Below are 3106 nucleotides of genomic sequence, written 5' to 3' on the forward strand. Positions count from 1 at the left end.
TTTTTACTCAGATCACATTGAAGAAAAAGGCATGGATTTTTTAAAAGCGGCAACCAAAAAAAATCTTGAAGAATCATTGCAAAGGATGGCCACAGTGTGTACCGTTCAGGCCGCAGAAGTAAGGAATGGCTGAAAATAAAACTGATCAATCAGGAAGAAGCAATTATTGTAGGAATAACTGAGACCAAAGGATCAAGAAAGTATTTTGGGTCGCTTTTGCTTGCCCAATTCCACGGGAAAGAATTGAAGTACATAGGCAACTGTGGAACCGGATTCAGTGACTCAGACCTCAAGGAAATGCATACTCAATTTGAACCACATTTTACCGATACTTCACCGCTTCAGGAAAAGATAAAAATTATCCGTAAAATCCAGTGGATGGAACCCAAGTTTGTCGCCCAGGTAAAGTTCACGGAATTTACACAGGATGGAAATTTAAGACACCCAGTGTTTATGGGTTTAAGGACTGATAAGCAGCTTACTGATGTACAGGCCAACAGTAATCAGACCTCAAATAAAGAATCATCGGAAAAACAGGAAAAGTCTGCATCTAAAACTAAAAGTAAACCTAAAGATACAGCCGATATCGAAAAGGAAGAGCAATCCAAAACTGAAAATGATCGAAGTATAAAGATTGGCAAAACCACAGTCAAACTCACCAATCAGCACAAAGAGTATTTTCCCGGTGAAGGGATTACCAAAGGTGATCTGGTACATTACTATACTGAAATAGCGGATATCATTTTGCCCTACTTGAAAAACAGGCCTCAATCTATGAACCGTTTTCCAAGTGGCATTAACGGGCAAAGCTTTTACCAAAAGAATGTAGAAAAAGATAAGATACCTTCTTGGCTTAAAACCTTTGAAGTATATTCTGAATCAACAGAAAAGGACATTGACTATCTGTTATGTAATGACAAGGCAACTTTGATCTATATGGCCAACTTGGGTTGTATAGAATTTAATCCCTGGAATTCCACCACCAAAAACCCTGAAAAGCCCGATTGGGTGGTGATTGATTTGGATCCACCCAAGAAGAAACCTGATTTTAAACTAGTAGTGGATGCAGCCAATGTGGTAAAGGAAATAATGGACGGATTGGAAGTGGAATGCTATTGCAAAACATCTGGTGCCACCGGATTACATGTTTATATTCCGCTTGGTGCAAAATATGATTATGATATTGCCAGGATTTTTGCACAGCTCATCGCCCAAAAGGTAAATGATAAACTGCCAAAAACCACCACCCTCAATCGACCGCTTAATCAGCGAAAAAACAGGATTTATGTAGATTATTTACAAAACAGACAGGGTCAAACCTTGGCGGCACCATATTCCGCAAGACCCAAACCCGGCGCTACCGTCAGTACCCCTCTCGAATGGGCTGAGGTAAACCATAAATTGTCACCTTCACAGTTTACCATCAAAAACATCCTAGATCGTTTTGAAAAAAAAGGGGATTTATGGAAACCCATTCTGGGCAAAGGCATAGACATGCTTAAAGTAATTGAATCGATAGAAGGGAACCAATAATTTTTCCGAGGCTAGGTGGACTTTGCAATTACACCCTCTAATCCTTTATTAATGGATATCGTATGGCAACGCAATTATTGTGAAAATATCATACGTAATGAAAAATCGTATCATCGTATTTCAAATTACATCATCAACAATCCGGGAAAATGGGATGTTGATAAATTTTTTATGAAAAAAAAGGTCCGCCTTGTGTAATAATACCATTTGAATTTGTCCAGGAAAAATCCATTTCGGTATATTGTAAATAAGCCTCAAAGAGACTAAATTTAAGTAATGGGAATTAGGTACATATTATTAATATGGCTATTAGTTGAAAGAAATGTATTCCAAATCCGCATGTTTCTAGCCAGACGTTACTAGTTATAATCTTGAATGGAATTGATCACAAATGAAAAACTATTGTTCAATTTGGTATCTTTATTTAGTAAATTCATCGAACAATGTCATTTAAATTAAATGTTTTCCTTATGGTTTTGATTCTTGCCCAAGCATTCACTATGCCTCTTAGGAGTCAGCAAATCATCTATGGATCAAATAATGGTAAATATGTTGAACTGTCCGGGAAAAGTGTGTACTACGAAGAATATGGCTCGGGTGATACCGTACTTTTGCTGCATGGAGGACCCGGGTCAATTGCTCAATTTTCCAAACTGATTCCAGAGTTATCCAAAAACTACACTGTAATAGCAATGGACACTCCGGGACATGGACGTTCAGATCGAGTAAACAAATTGAGTTATCAAATTCTTGCAGAAAATGCTTCCAAATTTATTGATAAGATGGGGATAAAAAAATGCCATGTAGTTGGATGGAGTGATGGAGCTACCACAGGGCTATTATTAGCTGCCAATCGACCAGATGTAATATCTAAAGTCTTTGTATCCGGAGGATTTGCCAATATTGACGGATTTACTAATGAAGAGAAAAATTTTTGGTCAACAATCACTCCGGAAATAGTTGAGAAGTCATGGGGGGGTTGGCATCTTGAATACCAACGATTATATCCGGAAAATGATTGGAAAACCTTAATTCTCGATCTCCGGGGAATGATCAATGATGAAATCTATATTACAGAGAAGAAGTTGGAAAGTATTACCTGCAAAGTTTTGCTGGCGTATGGTGATAATGATTTATTTACTTTGGAACATATTGGTTATCTCTTCAAAACCATCCCTGATAGCGAACTAATGATATTTCCAGGTACAAGTCATAGTACATTTGAGGAACAACCGGAAATGATGTCCCTAGCGGTTCAGAATTTTTTTGGAAAATGAGAATTTGTTGAAACAGCTTCTAGCACCATAATCCTTTTCATTCTCACGCTAATGTTGGTATTTATGTTGTAGAACTTTTGAGAGTTGGGAACTTTTACCAACTAATTTAAATGCTGGCAACATTGTACAAAAGCCATTAAAACGGCTTTTATACCAAAATGTTAACTGTAATTGTAAACAATATGATGCCATCAAACTAAATCAATAAAATTATGACAGATAAAAAACCATTCGACACATTGAAAGCCGAGACCTTTGCTGGTTCTATGATTGATACTCTTAACAAGAGTGCACTT

Annotated in this window: 2 protein-coding genes; both read left to right on the plus strand. The window is 37.2% G+C overall.

Annotated elements, in window-relative coordinates:
* Positions 1–75: 75 nt before the first annotated feature.
* Complete coding sequence (ligD, locus tag ACEW8O_RS12095) at positions 76–1533, plus strand: DNA ligase D (RefSeq protein ID WP_373494888.1); 1458 nt, start codon at positions 76–78, stop codon at positions 1531–1533.
* 443 nt (positions 1534–1976) lie between these two features.
* Positions 1977–2810 carry an alpha/beta fold hydrolase gene (locus ACEW8O_RS12100; protein WP_373494887.1) on the plus strand — a complete coding sequence of 278 codons (834 nt, stop codon included), beginning with the start codon at positions 1977–1979 and terminating at the stop codon, positions 2808–2810.
* Positions 2811–3106 lie beyond the last annotated feature (296 nt).

The organism is Aquiflexum sp., assembly GCF_041749095.1.
In the GTDB taxonomy this organism is placed as follows: domain Bacteria; phylum Bacteroidota; class Bacteroidia; order Cytophagales; family Cyclobacteriaceae; genus Aquiflexum.

Coding starts and splice junctions, on each gene's coding strand:
- ACEW8O_RS12100 (WP_373494887.1), top strand. CDS start 1,977: ATGTCATTTAAATTAAATGTTTTCCTTATGGTTTTGATTCTTGCCCAA.